This is a genomic window from Gilliamella sp. B3127 (assembly GCF_026536935.1).
Classification (GTDB): domain Bacteria; phylum Pseudomonadota; class Gammaproteobacteria; order Enterobacterales; family Orbaceae; genus Gilliamella; species Gilliamella apicola_E.
In genome coordinates this window covers 1-26,721 of the sequence record NZ_JAFNNI010000002.1, presented here as the reverse complement: position 1 = coordinate 26,721, position 26,721 = coordinate 1, and the positions used below count along the sequence as shown (strand labels likewise).

The window sequence follows — 26,721 nt, the reverse complement described above, 5'->3', positions numbered from 1 at the left end:
GAAAACATATGACAAAGCTCACAGACAAACAGGAGCTGTTTTGTCGTGAGTATCTAATCGATTTGAACGCGACACAAGCAGCTATAAGAGCCGGATATAAGGAAACCACGGCACAAGAACAGGGTAGCAGGTTGTTATCAAATGTTATGGTGCAAAGTTATATACTGGAATTAAAACAACAACGAAATGAACGCAATAAAATAAATGCTGATTATGTTCTAAAGCGACTTACTGAAATCGACCAGATGGATGTAGTAGATATTCTTAATGATAACGGTGACTTATTGCCAATTAAAGAGTGGCCGAAAGTTTGGCGTACAACTCTATCAGGTTTAGATATAGCTATCATGGGAAGTGGTGATACTGAAGCCATCATGAAAAAAATCAAGTGGCCGGATAAAGTCAAAAATCTTGAATTGCTCGGTAAGCATGTTGATGTACAGGCGTTTAAAGAAAAAACAGAAACCACAGTTAACGTAGTAGATGAAGTGTCAGCTTTGATGCAGGAGATATCTAATGAGGTAAATTAAATGTCAAAATCAAAACAACAGCTTGAGAAGCTTAAGAAAAACCTTAAGGATAGATTTTGGCGTTTAAATAATCTTTATTATATAACCAACAAAGTAGGTAAAAAAACAAAGTTTAAAATGACACCTGAGCAGTTAGAATATTTTGAGGGTATGCATACTCGAAATATTATTCTAAAAGCACGTCAATTGGGTTTTACCACTGAAGTATGCATTATCCAATTAGATGCAGCATTATTCCAGTCTGACAAGTGCGCTTTGATAGCTCATAATCTTGAAGATGCAAAACGATTATTTAGAGAAAAAGTAAAATATGCTTATGACAACCTCCCAACAATAATAAAACAAGCTAATCCTGCTAAAAATGATGCTGCACGAGAATTGGTTTTTAGTAATGGTGGTTCACTCTATGTTAACACTTCATTTCGTGGTGGTACGCTTCGCTATCTACACATATCTGAGTTCGGTAAAATATGTGCTAAATTCCCAGAGAAAGCAAAAGAGATAGTGACAGGGGCATTTGAAGCCGTCGCTACAGATTGTTTTATTACAATAGAAAGCACGGCCGAAGGTAAAAGTGGTTATTTTTATGATTACTGCAATGAAGCTGAAAAAGCATTATTACAAGGTAAATTATTATCTGCATTAGACTGGAAATTCTTTTTCTTCTCCTGGTGGAAGAATCCACTGTATGCAATAGAGCCTGTTGAACAATTACCAACTCGTTTAAATAATTATTTCAGCGAATTAGAAGTAGAACATAAGATTAAGTTAACCGAACAACAAAAAGCTTGGTATCACGCTAAAGAGAAAACGCTTGGCGATGATATGAAGCGTGAATATCCTTCTATTCCAAGTGAAGCCTTTGAGCAATCAATCGAAGGTGCTTACTATGCAAGGCAATTCAGAGAGCTATACAAAGAAAAGCGCATCACCACGCTACCTGATAATAATCATCTCGACGTTTACACATATTGGGATTTAGGTGTTGGTGATTCAACAGCTTTATGGTTTGTACGGATGGTTGGTGATGAATATCACGTTATCGACTACTACGAAAATAGTGGTGAGGGCTTAAGGCATTATATGAAAGTGCTTAAAGATAAAGGGCAAAATCTTGGTTATGAGTACGCTGAGCACTGGGCACCACATGATATTGATAATCGAGAACTATCGGGTGACGGTAAGAGCCGTAAACAAGTAGCGAAAGAAGGCTATGAAATTGACGGTGAGAAATACAGCATTAATTTTAAAGTTGTTCCTAAGTTAAGTGTTGATGATGGCATCGAATCTGTCCGTGAAATCCTCCCACTTTGTGCATTTGATTCAAGTAAATGTGAACAAGGTATTGCCCATTTAGAAGCCTACCGTAAAGCTTGGGATGATAAAAATGGGTGTTGGAGAGATAAACCTCTTCACGACCACACATCACATGGTGCAGATGCATTTAGATATTTTGCTGTAGCTAATAAAAATAAACGTAACCGCGCTGCAGGATTATTTATGAGGTAACAATGAATTATTCAACATTAACAGATGAGCAACTATTGCAGTCTGCACAACTGGCAATTAATAACAGTCAAGATATAGTTAGACAACGCCTATCTTTTACCTCTCAAGGGGTAATAAAAAATACTAAACGAGCATTTATAGAACGTGAGTTTGGTTATCCTGAAGATTTAACATTTAGCGATTTTTATAAGCTTTATAAAAGGGTTGGCGCTGCTCGTGGGTTTGTTGACCGACTTATTGATATTTCGTGGGTTGATTATCCTAAATTCATTGATGGTGATATTCGGGAGCAAGATACTAAGTTAACCCCTTGGGAGCAAACGGTCACTGATTTATTTAACGACAAACTTTGGACATCTATTGTTGAAGCGGATAAACGAGGTATCGTTGGGCGATATTCAGCGTTAATTATTCAATTAAGAGACAACAGAACATGGGATCAACCAGTTGATACAGCAGTAACAAATCGATTACAACCACAAGATGCCATTGTTAGATTAATTCCGGCTTGGGAAGAACAATTAAAGCCGATTGTATGGAATAGTGATGAGACTGACGAAAATTATGGCCAAGTCACTATGTACCAATTTAATGAAACATCAGTTGATAGCAAATCCACCAAACCAAGAATATCTCGCAGAATACATCCCGATAGAGTTTTGATATTAAATGAAACATCGGTAATTAACTCAATTGATGACGGCTTTTCGCAATTAGAAGTTGGATATAACGATCTACTAGACATGATGAAGTATTCGGGCGGTGGTGCTGAGGGATTCCTTAAAAATTCAAGTAGACCTGTACATGTTAACTATGATCCTGATACCGACATGAGCGAATTAGAAAGAGAACTCAGAAAAAGGGGGCATGAAAGTATAGCTGATGCAATGAATAATCAAATATCTCTCTTAAATTCTGGAACTGATAGTGCGCTAATTACATCGGGCGCAACTGCTAATGTTTTATCTGTTACACCTGCAGACCCTAGTCCTGGATGGACTGTATCAACAAATAGTTATGCAGCATCAGTATTAATGCCATTTACTATAATATTCGGACAACAAACAGGACGATTAGCCTCAGATGAAGACAAGAAAGATTACGCCAAAAGAGGTATAGCAAGACGCAATGGATTTTTAACCAAGCTAATTAAAGAGTTTGTTAATCAATTAATTCGGTTGAAAGTTATTGAGCCACTTGTTAACGGAACACTCACTCTCAAATGGTCAGATTTATTAGCACCAAGCCAAGCTGAGCGAATCGATATCATGATTAAGATGTCCGACGTTAATGTCAAAGCACAACAATCTATGGGCATCCCCGTATTTACTCCTAACGAAATTCGTGAAGCTGGCGGTTATGAGCCCGATCCCGATTTAGAGGACATCGATATTGAAGAAGCCCAAGATAATAAAACCGATTCCGAAGAATCCGATATTACCGAGAAGTAAAAATAATCCTACGCTCACCAACAAACAAATTCTCCAAATGCGTAGCGAAATACAAAAACGCTACAAAACGATCAAACAATCAGTTATTGAGTACATCGAATTAAGCTTAGGCTATTATGCTAAAGAGCCAACTAAAACAGCAATATTTATCGATAACAACCTATATGTCGTAAATGCCAGTGTTAATTACACGGTTGATGGCAATCAGCTCGCTAGGGTGTTAACTCGCATTCAAGAAATTGTTGATGAAAACCTGATTAATGGCGGTATTGAGAAGTTTTGGGCTGGTAAGCTGGTTGCTGATATGTATCAAATGGGTACTAATCGGACATTTCAAAACTTATCTATACAATCACCATTGTATTCACAAGCTACATCATTAGAATCCCTGTTATTTAGTGATGCTTACATTCGTCGAATAGGACTTGCCTATACAGCAACATTTAACGACTGGAAAGGACTTGCTGATAATCTAAAGAGCGATTTGGGCTCCGTTTTAAGTAGCGCCGTGGCAAGAGGAGTTAACCCACGAGAAACCGCCGATATTATCAGTAAGCGCATTGATATCTCACATAGTAAAGCTAAAGCCATAGCGCAAACTGAGCAAGTAGGAGCGCTTCGTCAGGCTACATGGGATGAAACTAAACGTACTCAAGAAGATTTAGGACTAAAAACAGGCTTATTACACATGTCTGCATTAAAGCCTAATTCGAGAGCCACTCATGTTGCTAGGCACGGGAAAATCTATACTGTTGAACAGGTAGAGGAATGGTACGAAGAGAATGGTAACAGATTCAATTGTTATTGTGCTCAAATAACAGTATTGCTTAATGAAAAAGGCGAGCCATACAACCAATCTAGCATCGACAGATTATTAAAAGAAGCCGACGAATGGGAAGATCAATATAAACCGAAACGGCAGGCATTAACGGAAGTAGAAGAGCTTAATGACTGGTCAAGAAAGAATATTACTGAAATATCTAATATACCTAATGATATTGACACTAAAGAACTGGCGCCATGCTTAAAATTGGTATCAGAAATTCAGGAACGTTTCGATTTACCACAGTTTAGATATGCAGGGTCAATAAATGGGGATGTTCATTACTATGGTGAGCCAAATAAAAACATGCTGGCAGCATTTGCCCCAAACACCAACGCCCTAATTATTACAACAGGCAGTGTAGATAAAAAAGAATTGCTGTTGGTTGATTTATATAGTAAAACATTAGGATTCAAGAGCGAGTCGTTAAATTCCGTTATTAATCTTAAGAATCAGCGATTAACTAATATAATTAATGAAATGGATTATGTTGCGTGGAACGCTGTACCAACACCTAGAGGGGTTTATGCTCACGAAATGGGGCATGCGTTGCATAACAAACATCGGGTGGCAATTGATAATATTATTTCTAAAGCATGGGATCAAGGATGGCAATATGCGATTAGCAAATATGCGCAAGATAAGAAAAACGAATTGATAGCAGAATCCTTTTCACTTTACATTGAAAATCGCAATGAAGCTAAAAAGCGACTATATCCAGAATTATTTAAATTTTTTGAATCTTTAGATAAAGGCACCAAATGGAAAAAATTAAAAAGTTAATAGAGCAAGCCTCTAAGCTTGTTAATATGAAGCCGCTTCCTGATGATGCTGAGGAGCAGCTAAACGAAATAATCGAACAGGCAGATAGTGATGTAGAAAAGTCTATGTTATCTAGTTATGCCGAATCTCTATTTGTTGAAAGACATTCATAATCAAATCTCTTAAACCGCTTCGGCGGTTTTTTTATATTTAAAATCCACACGAGGTAAAGCATGACACTTAAAAGTGTGAATGTTTTATCTGTCGTTAATAGTAAATCCAAAATATCAACACAAATCATCGACGGTAAAGAGCACATTGTTATCAATGATGTGGTTCCAATCGTGGATGATATTGTCATGAATGGAATTTTCTATCCGGCAGATGAAATTAACAAATCTTACATGACACTGAATGACAATTTAATGCCATTAGACCATCCACGAATAAATAATGAGCATGTTTCTGCATTAAACCCACAAGCCATTAATAATTTTTATATTGGTGCGTGGGGTAGAAATGTTCGCAAATCTAACGACAGAGTGCTTATGGATGCATATATCGATAGGAAATTTGCAGAAAGCACAGAAAAAGGGCGAATGCTTGTAAATCGCCTTGATGACATGATGAATGGTAAAAACACCACGCCAATTCATGTGTCAACAGGGTTAACTTATACGCCCGACAATCAATCAGGCTCATCAAAAGGCAAACGCTACAAGTCAATTGCTCGAAATATGAAATTCGACCATGTCGCTATATTACCCGATAAACAAGGTGCAGCCACACCAGATGATGGTGTTGGCATCTTTGTTAACTCGGATGGTGAAAAATCGCCAATTGAAAATGTAAGTCTTATTGATTGTTCAGACGATTCAATAAGCAACGTAATTAGTAAAACTATTAAAGAAGTTTTAAGCGTATTTAAATTTAATCAAAAAGAGGAAGAAGACTTAATGAAAGAAAAAATCTTACTAGCTCTAAATGCTGCCGGTATTAAAACCGATGGCTTATCCGATGAGCAACTGTTAAAGGTTTATAACGAGCAAACAACCAAGGAAGCGATTGAAAAAAAGAAAGCTTCTGAGGAAGAAGAAAAGAAAAAAGCCGAACAGGAGAAGAAAAACGCAACGAATGCCGAAGATGCACCAGCATGGGCAAAGTCATTAATGAACAAGGTTACAAATCTGGAATTAGCAGTGAATGCAAACACAGAAAAAGAACTCTCTGTTAAACGAGAAGCCGTAAAAGCTAAGTTCAACATGACGCAAACCGCAGTAAATGCGCTATCTAGTGAACCACTTGATGCTTTATATGCACAGTGCGTTAAAACAGCGCCTATTAGTGGTGGCTTCGCCAATAATTCAGATAATTCACTATTAAACATGGAGGCTCCAGAGTAATGATTCGATTTAAAACAGTGATTGGTGGTCCTGCACGCAAAAACGACCCACAATCGATTGACTTAAAAACAGGTGAAGCGATTGCTCCGTGTTCACTAGTTGCCGTTATCAACAACAAGCTAGTTAAACATCCAACGGCAGGTGAGCATACTCAACCACTAGTTATCACTAATGACTATTTAGGTGGTCATGATATCCGTTCGGATGTCCCCGCTGATACAACTGGTATAGCAATCATCTGTGAAGATGATGTTACTTACCATGTTTTAGTGAAAGCTGGTGAGACTTTAAAGGTTGGCGATAAATTAACTTCTAACGGTGACGGTACATTGAAAAAAGCAAGTGGTACTGATGCTGTGCTGTTCTATGCATTTGAAACCTATACCGTTGGTACAACTGCTGAACAAGTCCGAGTTCGTAAAGCTTAAGGAGTAATAATGAAGAACGAAAAAATTATTTTTAACAAGAAATTGATTACCAATTCAGCTCAAGTTGCTCAGGCTTGGAATCAATTAAAAGCAAGTCGTCAAATCTTTAACAATGCTCAAAAACAGATGAGTGAAATGCATGGCAATGCTATTGAAGTTAATCAGGCTGCAATTTTAACTCAAGATTACTGGCGTGAAGTAGATAACGTGACTACCCGTGTTATTCGTGATGATGAGGGTGCTCCGTTACTTGATGATTTATTGTCTTTAGGTACACCAATTTCAATTGGAAAGACTGCTGCGTTATATCGTGTTTCAAGTGATGCTGGCTATGTTAATCGCTCTATGTCGGGGCAAGAGCCAGAAACATTAGATAAAGTTGTTTATGACCATTACGGTGATCCAGTTCCAATCTTTAAAACTGGTTATGCTCGTGAATGGCGTGAATGGTTAGGTCTGCAAACTGAGAATATTGACGCCATGTCAGATGACCAAGAGGCAGCAACCGCAGCGCTCCGTCGAAATATGGCGCAGTATATTTTAACTGGTGACGACAAAATCAAGGTTCAAAACTATGAAGGCAAAGGGATTACTAACCACCCTCATACAAATCAAGTGGATTTAAGTGCGTCTGGTTTGAATATTGACTTAACATCAACAGCCACAAGTAACGACGATATTATTAATTTCTTCACAAAAGACTTTGTAGTCATTCTTGATGCTAATTTAGTGTCAGAACAATTAAAAGTCTTTATCTCTCCCGAAATTGAGCGCCGTTTAAATCTTCCTTACTCTAATTCAAATGGATTTAAAGAGGGGACAGTAAAAGACTATATTTTACGTTACTCAGCGCACATTGGTTCATTCACCAAAACATTTGAGTTAAAAGGTAATCACTTTATTGGTTACGTTCGTAATGCTCAGTACATTAAAACCCGTATTGCTGCACCAATTGGCTCATTCATGAAACAACGAGTTAATCCACATGATAACTATCAAACTCTTGTTTGGTCTGCGTTTGGTTTGCAAATTAAACGAGACTTTAACGGTAAAAGTAAAGTCTTTAACGCAAGGGGTTAATGATGAAGTTAAGAGTTACACATCGTGGCTGTTACGGTCGCATTGATAGTGAGATTGCAGAGCTTCCGATTGGTCATGAGTTTGTTTCCCAAGAAATACCTATTGCTTTTGAAGGGCGAGTTATTGTATTGGAACAACAAACGACAGAACCAGAAGATAAAAAGAAAAAAGGTAAATAATTATGACGGTACAGGTAACAGCGGAAAATGTTAATCAAATGTTATCAGAGCTTGGTTATTCTGTACCGAGCTTAGTTATTGACGCAATTCTTAAAAAAGTAAATGCAATTAGTGATTGTTTGGTAGCGCATGACTATTCAGAAGCAGACCAGCTTTTAATATTGATTTACTCAGCTTGTTTACTTGCTCAAATGCAAGGAGCCAGAAAAATAGCCTCACAATCAGCACCAAGTGGTGCATCAAGGTCCTTTAAGTATGATGACGAGGGCTTTAAATCCATGTACTCATTGCTAAAAAATCTTGATGTCCACGGCTGTACGGATTGTTTAGGTATTTCTCGTTCGAATAAGCCATTATTTTTAGTTGTGGGAGGTCACAATGAGTAATACAGCAAATTGGAGCTATACAAACATTGCAACCGTATATCCTCACATTGGATACGACGGGGAGAATAATGTTGATACTTATGGAACGCCTTATTTAATTAAATGCACATGGAAAGACGAAGCGCCAAATGTATCTGGTGCTTTTGTAGATTCATTAGGTGTTGAACGTGTTAGAAAAACTTCATTTTACACTGAAAATAATAAAATTAAGCAAGGTGATTTTATTGTAAAAGGCGATAAAACTTCATTATCGCTAGAAGCCTCAAACGCTGAAAAAGTAGAGTTTGTTCTTGAATATGATATGAGTGCTTTTGGTGAAATACCTGATTACGAGGTAGTTACATAATGACCGTTAAGGGCGTTTCAAAAGTGAATAAAAATATTCACAGGATAACTAATGATATTGCCAATATTAGAACTCAAAGGATTATCCAGCAAGTTATGATTGTTGGTATGTCTTTTGTAGCTCCAATCACACCTAGAGATACTTCAACGCTAATTAATTCGCAGTATAGAGAACTAAAGCCAGTACCAAAAGGTTGGATTGGTCGAGTTGGCTATACTGCAAATTATGCTGCATTTGTTAACAATGCCAAAGGTACAGCAAAAGGTAAGCGTACAGGTAAAAAATCACAAGGCGATTATTGGTCTCCTAATGCAGAGCCTCATTTTGTTGAAAAGGGTTTTGAAAGAGACGGACAGCAGGCTATTGAACAAGTCATTAAAGATGGTTACAAAATATGATTTCAAACACATATCAGTCAATTAAAGATTGGTTAGTTTCTCATAATTTAATTGGTGATTATATTTTCCAATTTAGAAAGTGGGTTGAAGTTAAAAATACCCAATCTAAGCGATACATAGTTGTCATGCCTGCTGGCGGAGGTAATGCTAATGAAGCGGTAACAAAAGATTATTTTAGAATCGTTATTGTTTCAGCTATCAATGATTCCAACATTGTGGCTGTAAATGATAAAGCCGATGAAATCAGACAGTCAATGCTAGATGATTACGAAATGAATGATGTTATTTCAATGAACCCGATTAGCGGAATAACACAGTCAAACACAGAAGAAGGGCGGTTTGTTTTCGAGTTTACCGCTCAAATGATTATATCAAGATAAAGAGGTTAAAATGGCTAAAAGTAATGCAGGAACAGGGCGAAAGATTGCCGTCTATTATGTTATAGGTAATCCAGATACAAAACCTAATGATGCGGACTATAAACGGTTAGGGATGATTAGAGGAAAATCACGAGGTGTTAACTGGAATACAATTGATACTACGGCAGATACATCCGAAGATGGTACAACAGAATCAATGGTCACAACTAAAGAAAAAACAGTATCTTTTGATGGTATCTCACGTGGAGATGATATTCAAAATCAAAGTGTATTGTTAGATCACATTGAAAGCCCGACACAAGATACTGACGGACAACCTTATGCATGGATTAAAATTGTTAATCCAATCATTAATCGAGTAATTGAGGGGTGCTATTTATTATCTTCATTAACGGAAGAATATCCTTATGATGACGTCTGCACTTGGTCTATCGAAGGAACAAGCGCTAACAATGTAACAAGAACAGCTATTCCAACTAACCAAACCCCAAAAAAATCATAATATGAAACCAGTAATAACAGATATCGGGCAATTTGCTATACATATCAATGATGCAATATTTATCTTTACTCCTTCCTTTTTGAATATGACAAAAATAGGAACACCAAGTGAAATAGTTAAAACTTTTTCTATTATTTTGGGTGCTGAAGATAGTGTTTCGGAGCAATTGTTTATTGATTTAGTTGATAAGGTTTTAACTGCGTGCTGTGAGTCAGATTGCTCTGTTATTACTGGGTATTTAGAAGGTAATGAAAATAAATTAGTTACTGTAGATGGATTAACAATTCATGACAGAGTCATTTTGGCACAACATCTTTTGAAACATGGCTTAATTGGTGAGTCTCAGCTTAAGAAAAAAAGTGATAATGCTGATTATAGCGATGAATTTCATGCTAAGAAGTTCGTATACATGGCGGTTGCTCATTTGGGGATGAGTGAGGTTGACGCATGGAATATGTCGATGACGGCATTTCAAGAAGCAATGGAAGCTAAATTTCCGACAAATGATAAAGAAATTATCTCTCAAGATGACTATGATTCAGCGATGGCTTATGCTGATTCAGTTGTGGGATTAAATAGCTAGCGAAAACGACGAAAAGAAAGACTTGCTAAAGCAAATAAACATCCAAAAAACCATTGATTTTGAGTTAAAAATTACGATTTTTAACATATTGATTTATAACATTAAATTAATTACCCTAACTATAGGAGAAGAGTGTTCATCATAAATGGGTAAAATTAAAACTTTAAAAATGAGTTTAAGCCGATTTTTTAAACAAACCCTAGTAGATGCTAAACACTACTAACTAATAATCATTAAACCCGCCAAGTGTGGGTTTTTTTATGCCCATCATCCAGCCAACCAACACAAGTTTAACCCTCACATGAATAGCACGACGGTGTGAAAGTGAAAAGCTGCCTACCTTCAGTGGATCACTTTCATGTGAGATTTTTTTTGAAAGGTAAAAGGAGATATTCAATGAACAATTTAAAAAAATTAGAAGTTCCATTCTGTAATACAACAATTCAAGCGGTGGAACATAACGGTGAGCTTTATGTATCAATGCGGCCGATCTGTAAGAATATCGGCTTACAGTGGGGGTCACAATATAATCGTATTATGCGAGATGAAGTGATGAAAACAGCCGTCTTCATTATGAAGACAACTGCTAGTGATGGTAAGAAATATGAACATGTATTTTTACCACTATCAATGCTAAATGGTTGGTTGTTTGGCGTTAGTACCAAGAAAATAAAACCTGAGTTAAAAGACAAGCTAATTAAATATAAACGTGAATGCTATAACGTTCTTTACCAATATTGGACTAAAGAGCGATTTGAATTCATGAAGGAAATAAATAGACTGCTTTTTGAGTTTCAATATGAAAAAGAGGGAGCAAGTCAAGCTGGAAGAATATTATCAAATTGGAAACGTATTAAACCTAATATAGAAAATAAACTTAATTCATTAATGAATCAATCACAACTCCAGCTAACCGTATAAACCACCTTTCGGTGGTTTTTATTGCCAAAAATTTAAGAGGTTTACATGTCATTTGAAGCAGGCAGTATTTCATACACAATTGATGCCAAAACAGGGGCTTTATTAACAGCGGATAAACAAGTATCTAGTTTTAACAAAAGAGCGCAAGAGGGGTTTGAGCGGACAGCAGCGTCAATGAGCAAACTAACAAGCGTTGCTAAAGCTGTATCTGCTGCTTTAGTTTCCAGCCAAATTATTTCTTATGCTCAGAGCTGGAATGAGCTAGAAGATCGTATTCAAAATACTGGCGCAACAGCATCGCAAACTAAAGACATTTTAGATCAGCTACTAGTAACATCTGATAGAAACGGTCGTACTATTGAAGAAACATCAGAGTTATATATCCGTCTTTCTAACTCTATGGGTGAGCTGGGTTATAGCACACAAAGCACAATATCTTATATTGATACTCTATCAAATTTGATGACTATCAATAAGACAAATTCACTGAGCGCAGAATCGGCTACAAATGCATTAACTAAAGCCCAAATGAAAGGTAAGCTTGCTGGTGTTGAGGCAATGACTGTCTTTAATGCAATGCCTAGTATCCTTAAAACGCTTGGGAAACAGTTAAATAAGACTGAAGCGGAAGTGCGTAAAATGGCTAGTGACGGCAAGCTATCTATGTCTGAATTTACCGAAGCTATGATCGCTGCGCAGGAAGAAACGGCTGCACTTGCCGATAACATGCGAAATACTGTCACTGACGGTATTAATCGAGTTACGAATAATCTTAAAAAATATCTCGGCGAGTTAAATAACTCCACAGGTGCGACTAAATTACTTGTAGATTCACTTATTCTCATGTCTCAGCATGTCGATATCTTGATGACTGGCGTAGGAGCATTAGCTGCTGTCTACGCAGGTAAATATATTACATCATTAGCGAGTGCGACTAAGCAGAGTGCAGAAAAAGTCATTAATGATATAAGGCTGGCTCAAGCTGAAAAAGCAGCAGCACAAGCAGCGTTACAACAAGCTCAAGCTGAAGTTGCTCACTTAAGAGCGGTTCAGCAGTCACTAGCTGCCCAATTAAAATTAGCGCAAACAGAAACAACTAGAAACGCAATTAGAAAGCAGTTAAAAGCCAATACAGACGCCCTAACTGCAGCTACAAATCAGCAAACAGCAGCGCAAGCAAGATTAGATACGGCAATGAAAGCAACCTCTTTTGCTGCGAATGGTTTGCGTTCTGCAATGGCTCTGTTGGGTGGTCCATCTGGCGCGGCTATGTTGGCAGGTATGTCGTTATATTATTTTTATGAGAAAGCAAAAAAAGCAAAAGAAGAAGCTACAGGTTTAACTGAAAAAGTTAAGGGACTTTCTGAACAACTTGATTCTTTTACCGACGAGAAATTATTAGTTATTAAAGATGATGCGGTTAAGGATATAAAAAATGCACAAGATCAGTTGAAATTATTACGCATAGAAATGAAGTCAACACAAGATATTTTGGATGGTAAAGGTCTTTTCTCAAATGAAAAGCGAATGAATGAGGCTCTTGTTACCAGAAATAAGCAACGTGAACAAGAAAGGAGAATTCTTGATGGTATACTTGCAGCCCAAAAACAATTAGCTCAAATAGAGAATCTTTTAGCGTCTAGAATAGGTCCTAAACTTGTAAGTAATGGTAAGGAATTAGCAAACAGTTTGGATAAGACAACTAAAACTAAAATTGATGAAAAAATAAAATCTCTTTCTACTGAGCTTGAAATTTCAGAAATGAAGCTTAGCGGCGCGAAAAAAGCTGCTTATATTTATGAAAACGCTTTAAGTGAATTGGGAGATGAATCGGATAAGTATAAAGTTGCTTTACTTGGATTGATAAACGGTACCGCTGAATGGGCTGATATGTCCGAAGAAGTAATAAGGGTGTTAGAGCCTTTACTTAAGGCGCTCGGCAAGGCTTTTGATGTAAGTGAAAAACTAAACGCCAGCAAAAAAAGAGGTGGAGGTACAACAAAATCCTACGCCGAAGAAGTAAAAGAACTTAGTGACAAGCTAGAAATTGCTAAACTTGAAGCTAAGGGTATGAGTGTTGAAGCTGAATTACTTGCTATCACTCAAGAAATGGGTAGTAAAGTTACAGCCGAACAAACAGCAAAACTAAAAGAGTTAATCGAAACCGCACAAGCCTACAAAGAACTTGGCTCAATAAAAAGCCCAATTGATGTCGAACAAGACTCGTTCAAGAAATCAAAAGAGTTGCTCGATAGGCTACACAAACTTGGCGAGATTAAGCAAACTGATTATAACTCTAAACTTGAGCAATTAGAGCAACAACATCAAATAAACATGGCTAAAATTAAGTCGGAAGCTGTTGTATCTAAAGTTGATGATGCAGTGGCACAAGTAGACCCTGTACAAGCTTTGGCTAATGAAAATGCTAAAAAACTAGCTTTAATCCAAGAATTCGAAAATCAGAAATTACTGACAGAAGAAAATGCCATTGCGCTTCGTGAAGCTGCTAATCATCAGTATGAACAAAATCGTATTAATGCACAGTGGGAAATATGGCGAAATCAGAGCGATGCTAACGAGTTTTTGGCGTCATCTCTTGAGGGATTCGCAAGTAGCGCAACAAGTACGATATCAGGGCTGATGTCAGGTACAATGACAGCAACACAAGCAATGCAGAACTTTGCTAATGTTATTCTAAATGAAGCTATCGGGTCACTTGTTCAAATGGGTATGCAATACGTTAAAAATGCTATTGTAGCTAAAACAACATCAGCAGCAACTACAGCTACACAGGTGGCAGAAGCAGCAGCATTAACTGCCGCATATACCCCAGCAGCTATCCAAGCATCAATTGCGACACAGGGTGCAGCAGCAACAATTGGCTCTACCTCATATATGACAGCTATGGGCACCATGAAAGCAGCAGCTATTGCGGGTGCACGTAAAAATGGTGGTCCAGTAGATGCTAACTCAATGTATCGAGTCGGCGAGGGCGGAAAACCTGAAATTCTAGTTGCTGGCGGTAAACAGTACTTAATACCGGGCGAAAATGGGCGTGTACTCAGCAATCGGCAAATAACATCAGGTAGAGGCGGTTCAAACGTCAATCTTACTATAAATATGCCGTTAAATGTTGGTGATAATGATAGAGGCGGAATGTCTGAGCAAGAAGGACAGCAGCTAGCTAAAAATATTGAGCAAGCAATACGTGCACAAATTCAAAAGGAACAAAGACCAGGAGGTCTACTAAATCGTCGTTGATTTAATGGGTGAATTTTCATACCATTACTTAAAATTTAAGGAGATGGTATGAAAAAGATTGTATTGCTTGGATTAATTGGATTTATTTTAACTGGTTGTGGTGATGATAAGGTCACTAAAGAGTATCTCGTTGGTGATTGGCGGTGCAAAGATAATCAGTATCAAAGGCACAACGTAGGAGTTAATGAAGACTTGGGCGATCCTGTATCCTCAATTGAGGACACTACAACATTCAGAATAATTAATAATGAACTTTATCAAATAAGCAAAGATAGCGGAAATATTCTTATTGACCTAAGTAAAGCGGATTTATCCAAAGATGAAATATCTGATATTTATAAAACTCATATTGTGAATACCATAAAGGCAATTGATAAAGACACCTTTAAAACAGTACTAATAACAGAAATAAAGAATATTAACAATGACACCAACATTATTGATCTTAGAACGAAACTAGAAACTGTCTGCACAAGAATAAAATAGGTATCAATTATGTGGTTATTATACGGTATTGCAATATTTGGTGTAGTTATAATGGTGCTTTATTATGGATTACTTTTTTTTCAACAACAGCAAATAAAAAAGTTGGTTAATCCAGATAAATACGAGTCGTCTAATCGTTCATTGGAAGCTAGCGTTTCAGAGAATAAATATGCTGGAATGAAGCATGTTAGTGATGTTGGTGATTTGCATGAGGATGAATTACTTGGATACAAGAATATTCATAGCGATCATGTGTTTACGTATAAGAGGTCAGAAGGATCAAAAGATTATGAAAACCTCGAAAACTCTTTCGATAACAATTTAAATCATAAAATAATGAACCGTAAAAATGCAGAGGATGATTGGTTGGACTGGGTTGACGATGATTGTATTGTAGAACAAAAGAGAGCAGGGAAGAAAAAAGCCAGATTAAGCAAAAGAGAATGGCTTGAGCCATTAAAAAAACTTCCAGATCAAGTTATCATTGATATGCATTTTAAAATTTTATCCTTAATAAAGAAACATTATAAGCTGAGAGCGCAGGGTAAAAATTTGGATATCGCAATTGATTTTTGTGAACAAGGCATTACTCTGTCAAGGCTTGTTATAGAAGCAATGAAAAGAAAGCACGCCGAAATATCCTCCATCGCGGAACAGTATACGGGAAAGCGTGATAAGTTTTTTTATCCCAGCAACCCAGCATATTCTCAGTATGCTGTAATTTTAAAAAGGCAGAAGAACTTTGATAAATTAGCTGTTATAAATGCTAAAAAAGAGGCTGAGGGGTGGGGTAAAGGTAATGATTGTTGAGTTAAATAACTATTCACTACCAAAGCAATTCAAACCCTCTAAGAGGGTTTTTTATTGATTATTTTTTTGAGGAAAAATGGTTCTAAGTTCTTCTACTCCAGAAGTTATATGATTCAAAGCTCGCTCCATTTTCATTCTAACAATATCTTCATTTGTGTCACCAGAAAGAGAAAATGCTTTTGCTAATTCACTTTTTAATGAATCGTATGAATCTTTTAATTTAATAAGTTCATTTCTAGTACACTCAAGCTCATTTTTATAGCTATCAAGTTTTAATATGTCATTTATGATTTCACGCAAATCTGAATGGGTTATCGTTTCAATAACTTTTGTGACCTCAAGTCGATCAACTAACTCATTATTCAAACTTCTTTTATTTGTATTCGCTTTGTCCTCTAAATAACTTCGCAAATCTGATGGCAATCTTGTTGGAAAAGGTTTTATTGTTTTCATAATGTGATTCCTTTTGACTCATTGCAATAATATAGTTTTTATAAGAAGCATTGACAACTGAATCATTATGATTCAAAATAAGCGTGTAAAATAAATGTAAATATAAAAAGGAGGATCATTTTGATTCATGAGGTAAGCAAAATTAAACCGTTCCCAACAAGAATGCCTGATGATTTAAGGGAATGGTACGAGAAAAAGGCTGAGTTTAGCCGACGATCGCTAAACTTTGTGATAGTAGAAGCTCTTACAGAACATAAAGAAAACAAAATCAAAAAGAAGAGGAAATAAAAAATGCTAACATCTAAAAAACAAAAACCCCAACATCGGCAAATGTTGAGGTCTCAATCATTAATCCCAAACCAATAGGAATCAAATCTATGAAAAATGATACATCTTTAGTTAACAAAAGTCAATTGACAATGTCTAGCCGTGAGATTGCTGAGCTTGTAGGTTCTCGTCATGATAAAGTAAAACAATCAATTGAAAGACTGGCAAAAAACAAAGTAATCACTCTTCCCCCACTGGGGATTTACGAAAATATCAATAACTTAGGGTTTAAGATTAAATCTGAATATTATATTTTTAATGGCGAACAAGGTAAACGTGACAGCATTATAGTAATTGCTCAATTATGCCCCAAGTATACAGCAAGAATTGTTGATCGCTGGCAAGAACTAGAAGAAGCGATAGCTCGGTCAACAAATAAAAAAGCAACAGTTTCACCAAAACACATTGGTTTGGCTGAATATAGAAAAGCCAGAGCAATATCAATGGCAACTAAATCAGCAGAAGTTATTTGTAATCGATTTGATAACCTTAGTAAACCGTCTCAGCAAGTTATCTTTGCAAAAATGGTTAATAGTTCCGTTAATGAAGAGTTAATCCCACTCCCAATTTTAGAAAACAAAACATTTTCGGCAAGTGAAGTAGGGCATTTACTCGACGTATCCTCAAATATGATTGGTCGTATAGCTAATAAGCTCAATTTAAAAACAGATGAATATGGAATTTTCGTACTCGATAAATCTCGCTCATCTGATAAACAAGTTGAAACTTTTAGATATAACGAAAAAGCAATAGATGTAATCAAAAATCATCTTATTAATAAAGAAATCGCTTAACCAATTATTATAAGCCCCGAAATAGGGGCTACTTGAGGATGTAGATATGTCAAACACAAAATTAGAAACAATCCAGTTTCACAGCCAACAATTAATCGTTCTTAATTATCAAAATAAACCGTACGTAGCAATGAAACCAGTTTGTGAAAATATTGGTTTGGATTGGGCTGCTCAACTTAAAAGAATCAAGCGCCATCAAGTGTTAAGAGCAGGTATGGTCATCATGACCACACCTTCAAAACAAGGTTTACAAGAGTACGTTTGCTTACCAATTTCAATGATCAACGGTTGGCTTTTTGGTATTGAAACTAGTCGGGTGAAACCAGAAATTAGAGCTACATTAGAACAATATCAGCTTGAATGTTTTGATGTCCTTTATAGTCACTTTATGCCAAAAGTAGCACAACAACACCCTAATACAATTTCACTCGAACAGCAACAAGCAATTCAACAAGCAGTAAATGAGCGAGTCTATCGAACAGGTGAAAGACATCAAGCTATATATTCAAGGCTACATCAGCAATTCAAAATACCACGTTATCAAGATTTGCCTGCTAGTAAATTTGATGAGGCGATTAAGTGGTTAGGTGGTGTGTACTCTCGAAGCGGATTATCTGACGAGGATTGGTATGATTTAGCGTGGTTATATAAAGCTGCTGAGCGAATGCGATATCAAATAGAATTAATAGAGCCTGCATTGAGAGTGATTGACTCAGGTTTTAGAGGCAATTTTTATTCTATGGCTCGTGAATACAAGCGAGTTTTATATAGTGCTAAAGTAATAATTGAACGAGAAACAGCGCATATAAAAGCCAAAAATATTATCGATAAATGGAACAATGTCTTGCCAGTTATTAGACATTGCTAACAAAATTTAAATATCTACAACCCGCTTCGGCGGGTTTTTTATTGCTCCAATCACCTAAATAACATACCATTAACGAAAAAATAAGGAGAATGGTATGAAAAAGATTTTGTTTTGTATATTGATGTTTCCGTTTTTTGTTTTTGCTGATACTCAAAATCTAACTGATGAAGAATTAGAAAACGGAGTTCAAGGTATTTGGGCAATGACTCCATTAAAAGGTGGAATTGCAAATGTCATGTATAATGATAAGAATAAATCTATTTTGTATTCTTTTAAATGTGATTGGGAAACCAAAAAAATATATTTTGATGGTGTAGAAGAAAATACTTTTTCCATTAAAGAGGGTGTTTTCTATGTAACTGGAAAAGGAAAAATTGAACCTTATACTTCATTAAAAATTATTTCAATGAAACCAGGTGCGATAAAAATGCTTTATGGTCAATTTAAATTTAATTATATCAAAATGGATTATATAGTACCGTTGTGTTCTCTATATTGGGATAATGATGATAAGCAAAAATAAATTAACAAACCCGCTCCGGTGGGTTTTTTATTATCCGTTATCTTCATTATGGAGACGATTATTGAAAATAAGATATTTTCAATTACTGTTTATTTGTACAGGTATTTTGATTTTTATATTCCTTTTTGTGTTAGAATGATATAAATTATAAATAAATATTATTTATTATTTATTATTTATTATGTATTAATCAAAAGGGTTAAACGTGGACTTATTTTCTTCTAAATTATCAAATATATTTGATAATGTGGTATCTCCTCTGCATGAGGCTTCCGCATATGAGGCTTTATGGAATAGAGATGGTGCGACATTTAAGAAAATTTCAGATAAGTTTAAAGATGCCGAAAATGTTAAACCATCAGATTTAGTGCCCGAATCCGAAATCGAAGAGTATAAAGAAAAATTACTGAAATTATTAAGAGAGTACAAAATTAATAACTTAGGTATTAGATTACGAGGAACTCTCGATTATCCAGAAAGATTAACTGACGACCAAAATCCGTTAGAGTTATTTTATTTTCAAGGTTTGTGGGATTTAGTCTTCTCTCCATCCGTTGCAGTGGTTGGGTCTCGTAAAGTTTCAGAAGAGGGCAAAAGACGCACTAGAAAAATAGTTAAACATCTTGTTGAAGATGGCTTTACTATTGTTTCTGGATTAGCTGAAGGTGTTGATACAGAAGCTCACACAACAGCATTAAAATTAAATGGTAGGACAATTGGCGTTATCGGTACACCTCTTACTGAGTATTACCCAAAACAAAATAAAGAATTGCAATCATATATCAGAGATAACTTCTTATTAATAAGTCAAGTTCCATTTATACGTTATTCCAATCAATCATACAAATATAATCGTTATTTCTTTCCCGAAAGAAATAAAACAATGTCTGCTTTGACAAAAGCGACAATAATTATCGAAGCGTCAGACACATCTGGTACATTAACGCAGGCTAGAGCTGCTTTACAGCAAGGTCGAAAATTATTTATATTGAATTCATGCTTTGAAAACGCTGACATTAAATGGCCTCTTATGTATGAGAAAAAAGGTGCTATTAGAGTAAGAAGTTACGATGACATTCGAGCTGTGTTAATGGAGGATAGAGCTTGAAATTAAATCGAATTGACTGCTCTTCTATACATAATCATATTGAATTAGATGAAAATGATATTTGTCTTTACTGGTGTGAATATACTGCACAAAAAAAGTACAATTTTAGTGAAACAAATCAATTAGTAGTTAATTTAAAAAAGTGTGTATCCCATAAAGAAGAAAGCCAATATACTTATAAAACAAAAGCTATAAAAACATGCGCTTCTTACTTTGAAGAGGGGGATTGGTCTCCTTATTCAATTATTCCCATACCACCATCTAAAAAGAAAGACGATCCTCTTTATGATGATAGATTGCTTAGAATTTTAAATTTAGCCAACGAGTTATTAAAACCTAAATATCGATTTGATGTGAAAGATATCATCATTCAAAACGAGAGTTACGAACCATCTCATAAATCATCTAAGCGTCCATCATCACAGGAATTGAAAGCTAGATATCGACTTGATGATATTAACTCTGATCAGCTACGAGAAAAAATAATCGTATTCGATGATGTATTAACAATGGGATCACATTTTAAGGCAATTAAATCATTACTGCACGATGCTTATCCTCAGAAAAAAATATACGGATTATTTATTGCAAGGAGTATTTATCCTCCAGTAAGTGATGATTTTGAAGATTTAACAGAATAATACTAATTTATTTATTGAAAACCTAAAGCTCGCAATTGCGGGCTTTTTTTATGTCTGGAGAAAATATGGAAACATTCCACTGGAGACCGCAAAACAGTTCTACTACGTCAGTTTCACCAAGGGTGAGGGTGATTAAGTTCGGTGACGGTTATGAACAGCGCTTTTGTGACGGTATTAATAATGACTTGCGATCATATGGCGTTTCATTTGTTGGGTTAGTTGAAAATATTGATTTAATCGAAAATTTTTTAACTAGACACAACTCAGTTAAATCGTTTTTATGGAGAGAGCCTAACACTCACAAAACAATAAAGGTTGTTTGTCGTTCTTGGACATCAACAGTAAACGGCGCAGCTAAAACGGTTTCAGCAACATTTGAGGAGGTAGTAGCATGATCCACAAAAAAATGCTAATTGATTTAACCAAAATTGCACAAGATGCGATTATTGATTTATACGAAGTCGATTTAACGAAGATTGTCGGTAATAAAACAATATTTCGCTTTCATAATGGATTAAATGAGCTTAGGCGACCTGTAACATGGCAAGGTAATATTTATGAGCCATACCCTATCAAAGTTGAGGGTTTCCAAAAAAACGGGCAGGGTGTAAGCAATCGTCCAACTATGAGCGTCAGTAATGCAATGGGCTTTATCACGGGCGTAATCGCTGATTTTGACGGCTTGCTTGGCGCAACTGTCACACGCCATGAAGTACCAGTTAAATACTTAGATGCCGTTAATTTCGAGAACGGTAATCAATATGCTGACCCGTTTTGCGAAATCATCTCAAATTATGTCATTGAACAAGTTAAACAACAAAACGCCATGGTTGTTACGTTTGAATTAGCGTTACCGTGTGAGTCAGACGGGGCATTAATTCCTGCTCGTGTGATTATTGCGAACACTTGCAGTTGGATATATCGCTCCTCGGAATGTGGTTATACCGGTGGACCTGTAGCTGATGAATTTGACAAACCTACTAACGACATCACTAAAGATAAATGTAGTCGTTGCTTGAATGGCTGTAAACTTCGTTTTGGCCAACACGGTATTCTTCCTTTTGGTGGTTTTCCAACTGCCGCAAAACTCTCTTAATTAGTTATGAAAACACAAATACTTAATCATGCAAATTCTTGCGGTGAGGATGAGTGCTGTGGATTTATTATTGATAATAAAATTTATCTGCCTTGCAATAACATCTCACCTACACCAACCGAAACATTCGAAATAGCAACCGAGGATTGGATAAAAGCGGAAGAAAGTGGCGTTATAACAGCTGTAGTTCACTCTCACCCAAATGGTTTGCCTATCCTGAGTGAAGCTGACCAATTTTATCAGCAACAGACAGGATTAGACTGGTGGTTAGTTTGCAACAACAAAATTCACAAATTCAGGTATATCAAGCCGTTACTAGGTCGTGAATTTAATCACGGTGAGACCGATTGCCTAACACTATTTCGTGATGCGTACATGTTAACGGGTATCGATTTGCCCGATTACGAACGGCAAGATGATTGGTGGCATAACGGGCAAAACCTCTACTTAGATTTGCTACCTAAAAATAAATTTGAGCGAGTAGAGGACGTCCAAGAAGGCGATATTATTTTAGTTTGTCTTGGCTCAACGGTACCAAATCATGCTGCTATCTATATTGGTAATCAATTTATCTTGCATCATTGTCCAAACCGTCTCTCTAAACGAGATTTATATGACGGATTTTGGCTTAAGTACACACATTCAGTTTGGAGACATAAACAATGGCAATCATTCGCTTTTACGGCAATCTTAAACAATATGGCGATAAGTTCAATATGAGCGTTGAAACAGCAGCGGAAGCGATGAACGGCTTGTATTGTCAAATTAAAGGCTTGAAAAAGCAAATCATGGACGGCTATTTCCGAGTACGAATTAACAGCGTAGATATGAACGAGGACAATTTGCAGTTTGGTCTGCACAGTCGAATCCCTCAAGACGCTGTTATTCATATTGTGCCCAAAACCGCGGGAGCTAAAGGCGGTATTTTTAGTTTTATAGCTGGCGCAGTGATGGTCGTTGCTGGTGTAGTAGTCGGTATAACAACAGGGGTAGGACTGGCTTTGGTAGCTGGTGGTGCTGGGTTAATGCTTGGCGGTGTCGCTCAAATGCTAACTAAATTACCCAAAACCGATAAGTTAACGGGTGATAAAAACAATAACACCTATTTTTCCAACTTAGACAACACAATCGGGCAGGGTGCGCCTGTACCGCTTTGTTACGGATTAACAAAAATCGGCTCTAAAGTGCTGTCACAAGGGCTTGAAACATTAGACGACGCAACGAATACAGATAAAAAACCATCAACACCCATTCAGTGGGGAGAAATCATAAAAGGGCAGAAAAATGGGTAAAGGTTCAAAAAAGGCGAAAACGCCAAAAGAAGCGCAAGACAACCTCAAGTCACATCAGCAACTGAGTATTATTGATTTACTATGTGAGGGGCAAATTGAGGGTCCAGCAAATGGATTGCAAAGCGTATTTTTAAACGATACACCAATTCAAGCGCCCGACGGTTCGTACAATTTCAATGGTGTTGATGTTGAATGGACGGCAGGTATTCAGTCACAAGCGCCGCTTGAGGGCTTTCCTGCCACTGAAAATGAAGTGCCTGTTAACTTGGAAGTAAAAGCATCAACACCAATCGTGCGCACTATTACCGACCCAAATATTGACCGAGTCCGGATTACAGTTGGGGTGCAGTCGTTAAGCTCAACGGACAATAAAGGCAACATCAACCGCACATCTGTCAGCATGGAAATTCAAATCGGTGTGGGCAGCATTTGGAAAACGGTAAAAACAGTGGATTTAATCGATAAAAAAACACGCTCACAGTATTTAACTTCGGTTATTTTAGATGATTTACCACCCAAACCGTTTAATATTCGGGTATTGCGCAGAACACCAGACAGCACATCATCATTATTAGTCAATAATACATTGTGGAGTTCATACACTGAAATCTATGATACTAAATTTTCATACCCGAACACCGCGGTTGTAGGACTAAAATTCGATTCATCGCAGTTCAGCGGTGTGCCACGCCGTAATTATCTTATTAAAGGCATGATAGTTAAAGTGCCCGATAATTACACCCCCGAAACGAGAGAGTATAAAGGATTTTGGTCGGGGAATTTTAAATTGGCTTGGACGAATAACCCAGCGTGGATATTTTACGATATTTTGACTAATGCACGTTACGGTATGGGGAATCGAATTGGTCGATTTGGTGTTGATAAATTCGCGTTATACACGATCGCTCAATACTGCGACCAGTTGGTTGATGATGGTTTTGGCGGTAAAGAGCCAAGATTTACCTGCAACTGTTACATTACTGAGCAACGGCAGGCGTACGATGTTATTCACGACCTGTGCTCAATCTTTCGGGCGATGCCAATTTGGGATGGGACACAATACACGGCAGTAATGGACAGACCGAGCGACCCAGTTGCTATTTATTCAAATGCAAACGTGGTAGAGGGGCAGTTCAACTACACATCAGCAGCACAAAAATCACGGCATACTGCTGTGCATGTGCGTTATATTGACCCTAATAACAATTGGGAGCCAACAACTGAGTACGTTGCTGATGATGAGCTAATCAAACGATTCGGGCTGAATGTAGCGCAAATCGATGCGTTCGGCTGCACATCACGAGGGCAAGCGCATAGGGTTGGTAAATGGCTAATTCAAACCGAAAAATTAGAGACGCAAACCGTCACCTTTTCGGTGGGCAGGGAAGGTATTCGTCATTTACCCGGCGATATTATCGGTATTGCTGACAATGATTTTGCAGGTACTACAATCGGTGGGCGAATTTTAGAGGCAAACGGCAGTACGATTACGTTAGACCGTGATATTGACATTAAGAACATGAAAAGTGCATATTTAAGCGTGACTGATACAAATATGCAGCTACAAAAAGTCAAAATTCAAGCACAAGTCAAACCCAATCAGCTTGTTTTAGTAAGTAATGTTAATGTCGATGAATATTCGGTTTGGGGACTGTATGATAATAAAATCAAACCACGATTATTCAAAGCTATAACGATTGCTGAAAACAGTGACGGCACTTATTCAATCACAGCGTTACAACATGAGCCAAAGAAAGAAGTAATTGTTGATAACGGGGCTAAATTCGAAGCGGAAAGCGGTGCTATTTTTGGCTGGTCAATTCCCCCTGTTGAGCAACTACAAGCTGAAATTATCCCCGAATCAGACTTATATCAAGCTCGCTTGTCATGGTCTACACCGAGAACAATTCAAAACTTGAAGTTTGAAGTGAAAGTGTATCGTGACGATAAATTGATTAGTCGGGAGGTTGTAGCAGATACTGAATACTATTTATCTGATTTGCAGCAAGGTAAGTTCAACGCAATAGTCAGAGGCGTGGCAGAAGACGGACGATTAGGCGATGAAACCACGATTGCGTTTTCTATTCTGCCGCCAGCTAAACCATCGGGACTAGTGTTAACGCCAAGTAGTTTTAACGTAGCCATTCGCCCTGTTATGACTTCTGTATCGAGTTTGGGCACGCAATTCGAATTTTACAAAGGCACAACAAAAGCCGAAGTTGAAGCTAAGCGTAATTATCTAGGTCGAGCTATGACATTAACTGATGTTGATTGTCAGCCTGATACCGAGTACTGGTACGGTGTGAATGCGGTTAACGTTGTCGGTCGTTCAGAGATGTTCATCGCTAACACAAAAACATTAATTGCAGAAAATGGGGCAGGTGGATTATTTAGAATTCAAACTCACGACGGTAAATTCCCAACTAACAATGATGATGCTACATTGATGTTTTATCGTGAATTTGGGTTTTATCCTGCTCGTGATACCACGCTAATCGTTTACTCATTAGATGGTGCAGGTAAAGTATCTCATTCGGAAGCAAGAATGTACAACGGCGCGTATTGGGTTGAACCTGCTATGTTTTTGGACGGTGATTTAATTGCAACAGGTACAATGCGAGGAGATAGATTAATCGCTGGTACTGAAATTAAAGCACCTTTAATTTCTGGCGGTAAAATGGTTGCAGGTAATGTTATTAGTTCTGGCAATCCGCCTGCTTTTGAATTGTTAGAGGACGGTACGCTAAACGCAAGACGCGCTAACATATCAGGTCGCATTTATGCTAATTCGGGGGAGTTAAACAATGTTGTGATTAATGAAAATTGTCATGTGAAAGGGATATTAAACGTTGGGCAGATTAAGGGCAACATAATCTCAGCAAAAAGCTATGTTCGTAATGTTTGTTTAGGGTTCAATATTCAACCGCCACAAAATTCATCGCACATAATGACCGTCGAGGGGAACGGATGCTGGCAGACACTGTGCTTTACAGGAACAACACGGCTAAAAAGTAAAGGTGGCCGTGCATCAGATGTAACGCTACAATTTTTATTTAACAATCAATTTTCTTTTAATATTGATCAACTAATTAATAACGAGGAAATAGAGAATCTATGCTTACCAATTCCGCCGTTTCCTATCGGCAGTCGAGTTAATATTCAATTAATTGCTGAGCGACGTAAGCATTCATATATTAGTTACTGTGAAGTGTCTTTTAAGTCGTTGGCGTTGTTAATGAATAACTCAAACGGATTTCTTGATTAAATAACAATCTATTAGAACAAACCGCTCTTGTAGCGGTTTTTTATTATCTGGAGAAATTAAAATTATGGCAAAAATTTCGGGAGTTTTAACCGACGGTGCAGGTAATGTTATCAACA

30 protein-coding genes are annotated in these 26,721 nt (G+C 37.0%); 29 read left to right on the top strand and 1 reads right to left on the bottom strand.

Translation table 11 applies throughout. From position 1 onward, the window contains the following. Positions 1–8 precede the first annotated feature (8 nt). The 19 genes from J3U00_RS03170 to J3U00_RS03080 all read left to right on the top strand — a co-directional run bounded on the left by J3U00_RS03170 (position 9) and on the right by J3U00_RS03080 (position 16,238). Complete coding sequence (locus J3U00_RS03170; RefSeq protein WP_267331528.1) at positions 9–530, top strand: terminase small subunit; 522 nt, start codon at positions 9–11, stop codon at positions 528–530. After that, positions 531–2,039: a hypothetical protein gene (locus J3U00_RS03165; protein ID WP_267331527.1), complete on the top strand. Its 1,509-nt coding sequence runs from the start codon at positions 531–533 to the stop codon at positions 2,037–2,039. It begins immediately after the preceding gene. Between the two features lie 2 nt (positions 2,040–2,041). After that, a complete protein-coding gene (locus J3U00_RS03160; protein ID WP_267331526.1) occupies positions 2,042–3,490 on the top strand; it encodes an anti-CBASS protein Acb1 family protein in 1,449 nt (482 codons plus the stop codon). Beyond that, on the top strand, positions 3,432–5,096 hold the full coding sequence (locus J3U00_RS03155) for a phage minor head protein (protein ID WP_267331525.1): 1,665 nt from the start codon (positions 3,432–3,434) through the stop codon (positions 5,094–5,096). Before J3U00_RS03160 ends, J3U00_RS03155 begins: the two co-directional genes overlap by 59 nt. A 26-nt stretch (positions 5,097–5,122) precedes the next feature. After that, positions 5,123–5,248, top strand: a complete 126-nt coding sequence (locus J3U00_RS03150; protein WP_267331524.1) for a hypothetical protein — start codon at positions 5,123–5,125, stop codon at positions 5,246–5,248. 60 nt (positions 5,249–5,308) lie between these two features. Then, positions 5,309–6,478 (top strand): DUF2213 domain-containing protein, encoded by a 1,170-nt coding sequence (locus tag J3U00_RS03145; RefSeq protein ID WP_267331523.1) that lies wholly within the window; start codon positions 5,309–5,311, stop codon positions 6,476–6,478. After that, positions 6,478–6,906: a hypothetical protein gene (locus J3U00_RS03140; protein WP_267331522.1), complete on the top strand. Its 429-nt coding sequence runs from the start codon at positions 6,478–6,480 to the stop codon at positions 6,904–6,906. The genes J3U00_RS03145 and J3U00_RS03140 overlap by 1 nt, the downstream gene beginning before the upstream one ends. Before the next feature lie 9 nt (positions 6,907–6,915). Next, positions 6,916–7,986, top strand: coding sequence for a major capsid protein (locus J3U00_RS03135; RefSeq protein WP_267331521.1), 1,071 nt, complete (start codon positions 6,916–6,918; stop codon positions 7,984–7,986). After that, a complete protein-coding gene (locus J3U00_RS03130) occupies positions 7,986–8,165 on the top strand; it encodes a hypothetical protein (RefSeq protein WP_267331520.1) in 180 nt (59 codons plus the stop codon). Before J3U00_RS03135 ends, J3U00_RS03130 begins: the two co-directional genes overlap by 1 nt. A 2-nt stretch (positions 8,166–8,167) precedes the next feature. Continuing rightward, the gene (locus J3U00_RS03125) at positions 8,168–8,551 is read left to right on the top strand and encodes a DUF7370 family protein (protein ID WP_267331519.1); all 384 of its coding nucleotides are present in this window, start codon (positions 8,168–8,170) and stop codon (positions 8,549–8,551) included. Continuing rightward, on the top strand, positions 8,544–8,897 hold the full coding sequence (locus J3U00_RS03120; RefSeq protein ID WP_267331518.1) for a hypothetical protein: 354 nt from the start codon (positions 8,544–8,546) through the stop codon (positions 8,895–8,897). The genes J3U00_RS03125 and J3U00_RS03120 overlap by 8 nt, the downstream gene beginning before the upstream one ends. After that, positions 8,897–9,295 (top strand): HK97 gp10 family phage protein, encoded by a 399-nt coding sequence (locus J3U00_RS03115; protein ID WP_267331517.1) that lies wholly within the window; start codon positions 8,897–8,899, stop codon positions 9,293–9,295. The genes J3U00_RS03120 and J3U00_RS03115 overlap by 1 nt, the downstream gene beginning before the upstream one ends. Beyond that, on the top strand, positions 9,292–9,675 hold the full coding sequence (locus J3U00_RS03110) for a hypothetical protein (RefSeq protein WP_267331516.1): 384 nt from the start codon (positions 9,292–9,294) through the stop codon (positions 9,673–9,675). Before J3U00_RS03115 ends, J3U00_RS03110 begins: the two co-directional genes overlap by 4 nt. A 10-nt stretch (positions 9,676–9,685) precedes the next feature. Further along, the gene (locus tag J3U00_RS03105; protein ID WP_267331515.1) at positions 9,686–10,177 is read left to right on the top strand and encodes a hypothetical protein; all 492 of its coding nucleotides are present in this window, start codon (positions 9,686–9,688) and stop codon (positions 10,175–10,177) included. A gap of 1 nt (position 10,178) precedes the next feature. Then, positions 10,179–10,760, top strand: coding sequence for a DUF6246 family protein (locus tag J3U00_RS03100; protein ID WP_267331514.1), 582 nt, complete (start codon positions 10,179–10,181; stop codon positions 10,758–10,760). Positions 10,761–11,156: 396 nt separating this feature from the next. Beyond that, a complete protein-coding gene (locus J3U00_RS03095) occupies positions 11,157–11,681 on the top strand; it encodes a phage antirepressor N-terminal domain-containing protein (RefSeq protein WP_267331513.1) in 525 nt (174 codons plus the stop codon). A 45-nt stretch (positions 11,682–11,726) separates the two neighbouring features. After that, positions 11,727–14,942: a tape measure protein gene (locus tag J3U00_RS03090; RefSeq protein ID WP_267331512.1), complete on the top strand. Its 3,216-nt coding sequence runs from the start codon at positions 11,727–11,729 to the stop codon at positions 14,940–14,942. A gap of 48 nt (positions 14,943–14,990) precedes the next feature. Continuing rightward, entirely contained in the window at positions 14,991–15,428 is a 438-nt protein-coding gene (locus J3U00_RS03085) for a hypothetical protein (RefSeq protein WP_267331511.1), read from the top strand. Between the two features lie 9 nt (positions 15,429–15,437). Further along, positions 15,438–16,238 (top strand): hypothetical protein, encoded by an 801-nt coding sequence (locus J3U00_RS03080; RefSeq protein WP_267331510.1) that lies wholly within the window; start codon positions 15,438–15,440, stop codon positions 16,236–16,238. Positions 16,239–16,289: 51 nt separating this feature from the next. Here the strand turns inward: J3U00_RS03080 and J3U00_RS03075 are convergent, their stop codons facing one another. Next, positions 16,290–16,691, bottom strand: a complete 402-nt coding sequence (locus J3U00_RS03075; RefSeq protein WP_267331509.1) for an Arc family DNA-binding protein — start codon at positions 16,689–16,691, stop codon at positions 16,290–16,292. 377 nt (positions 16,692–17,068) lie between these two features. Here J3U00_RS03075 and J3U00_RS03070 point away from each other — a divergent pair, with 377 nt between their 5' ends. The 10 genes from J3U00_RS03070 to J3U00_RS03025 all read left to right on the top strand — a co-directional run bounded on the left by J3U00_RS03070 (position 17,069) and on the right by J3U00_RS03025 (position 26,605). Next, a complete protein-coding gene (locus J3U00_RS03070; protein WP_267331508.1) occupies positions 17,069–17,812 on the top strand; it encodes a Rha family transcriptional regulator in 744 nt (247 codons plus the stop codon). A gap of 46 nt (positions 17,813–17,858) precedes the next feature. Beyond that, a complete protein-coding gene (locus J3U00_RS03065) occupies positions 17,859–18,680 on the top strand; it encodes a phage antirepressor N-terminal domain-containing protein (RefSeq protein WP_267331507.1) in 822 nt (273 codons plus the stop codon). A 94-nt stretch (positions 18,681–18,774) separates the two neighbouring features. Next, positions 18,775–19,203 (top strand): hypothetical protein, encoded by a 429-nt coding sequence (locus tag J3U00_RS03060; protein WP_267331506.1) that lies wholly within the window; start codon positions 18,775–18,777, stop codon positions 19,201–19,203. A 205-nt stretch (positions 19,204–19,408) separates the two neighbouring features. Next, the gene (locus J3U00_RS03055) at positions 19,409–20,311 is read left to right on the top strand and encodes a DNA-processing protein DprA (protein WP_267331505.1); all 903 of its coding nucleotides are present in this window, start codon (positions 19,409–19,411) and stop codon (positions 20,309–20,311) included. Continuing rightward, positions 20,308–20,952, top strand: a complete 645-nt coding sequence (locus J3U00_RS03050) for a hypothetical protein (protein WP_267331504.1) — start codon at positions 20,308–20,310, stop codon at positions 20,950–20,952. The genes J3U00_RS03055 and J3U00_RS03050 overlap by 4 nt, the downstream gene beginning before the upstream one ends. 65 nt (positions 20,953–21,017) lie before the next feature. Then, positions 21,018–21,347, top strand: a complete 330-nt coding sequence (locus J3U00_RS03045) for a phage tail protein (RefSeq protein WP_267331503.1) — start codon at positions 21,018–21,020, stop codon at positions 21,345–21,347. Beyond that, positions 21,344–22,048, top strand: coding sequence for a phage minor tail protein L (locus tag J3U00_RS03040; RefSeq protein WP_267331502.1), 705 nt, complete (start codon positions 21,344–21,346; stop codon positions 22,046–22,048). Before J3U00_RS03045 ends, J3U00_RS03040 begins: the two co-directional genes overlap by 4 nt. A 6-nt stretch (positions 22,049–22,054) precedes the next feature. After that, entirely contained in the window at positions 22,055–22,768 is a 714-nt protein-coding gene (locus tag J3U00_RS03035) for a C40 family peptidase (protein WP_267331501.1), read from the top strand. Next, complete coding sequence (locus J3U00_RS03030) at positions 22,765–23,340, top strand: hypothetical protein (RefSeq protein WP_267331500.1); 576 nt, start codon at positions 22,765–22,767, stop codon at positions 23,338–23,340. The genes J3U00_RS03035 and J3U00_RS03030 overlap by 4 nt, the downstream gene beginning before the upstream one ends. Continuing rightward, the gene (locus tag J3U00_RS03025) at positions 23,333–26,605 is read left to right on the top strand and encodes a host specificity protein J (RefSeq protein ID WP_267331499.1); all 3,273 of its coding nucleotides are present in this window, start codon (positions 23,333–23,335) and stop codon (positions 26,603–26,605) included. Before J3U00_RS03030 ends, J3U00_RS03025 begins: the two co-directional genes overlap by 8 nt. Positions 26,606–26,721: the final 116 nt, after the last annotated feature.